Source organism: Arsenophonus sp. ENCA, assembly GCF_002287155.1.
Taxonomy (GTDB): domain Bacteria; phylum Pseudomonadota; class Gammaproteobacteria; order Enterobacterales; family Enterobacteriaceae; genus Arsenophonus; species Arsenophonus nilaparvatae.
In genome coordinates this window covers 1-582 of the sequence record NZ_NHNG01000379.1, presented here as the reverse complement: position 1 = coordinate 582, position 582 = coordinate 1, and the positions used below count along the sequence as shown (strand labels likewise).

Below are 582 nucleotides of genomic sequence, written 5' to 3'. Positions count from 1 at the left end.
TCAGTATTACGTTTGAGTTCCCTGCTGACAGTTGAACGAGAAAGCCCCAATTCTCTAGCAATAGTGGCCTGAGTAACACCGTCAATTATTCGTTTTTCGATATAAAAACGCTCATGTAAGTTCAAATGTTTTCCCTTCATACAACAGTATCTCTTATGGGGTCATTACAGTAATTTTATCTATGTATGACCAAGGATTTACTTTGTTGCATTTCGTTTGGGAATTGGCGGGTAGAGCTAATCCAAAACCTAAGTATACTAGGAGTCGGACTATGCGAAATAGTACCTTCCGTGTGCGCGTAATTGAAGCGCAAAATCAAATAATCGAGTTATTTGCTCGAACCTCACGCAATTTAACCCTTCGTCAGCGTGCCCGGATTCTGAATAGAGTCGGAGGTGCGGTATGAACTCCGAGATGATTAAATTCTTTTTGAGTAGCGGTGTTCCCTGTGGTTTTCGAGTGACCGTGCTCCTTTTAACTTCGGGCTATATTCCGCTTCCTCGCCCGTTCGCTCGCGTTGCTCGGTCACTTGGCTGCGTCGAGCGGTGGGGGTTAAGTTTTAAAAAGATTTCTTGGTTTTTT

3 protein-coding genes are annotated in these 582 nt (G+C 43.5%); 2 read left to right on the top strand and 1 reads right to left on the bottom strand.

The window, feature by feature from the left end:
- A partial coding sequence (locus tag CBG25_RS21410) for a helix-turn-helix domain-containing protein (protein ID WP_366212744.1) occupies positions 1 to 140 on the bottom strand: 140 nt, incomplete at its 3' end.
- A gap of 131 nt (positions 141 to 271) precedes the next feature.
- On the opposite strand from CBG25_RS21410, the gene CBG25_RS09935 reads away from it, so the two are divergent.
- Both CBG25_RS09935 and CBG25_RS09930 read left to right on the top strand, forming a co-directional pair.
- Complete coding sequence (locus CBG25_RS09935) at positions 272 to 406, top strand: hypothetical protein (protein WP_290606392.1); 135 nt, start codon at positions 272 to 274, stop codon at positions 404 to 406.
- On the top strand, positions 403 to 582 hold a 180-nt coding region (locus tag CBG25_RS09930), incomplete at its 3' end, for a hypothetical protein (RefSeq protein ID WP_290606383.1). The genes CBG25_RS09935 and CBG25_RS09930, both read left to right, overlap by 4 nt.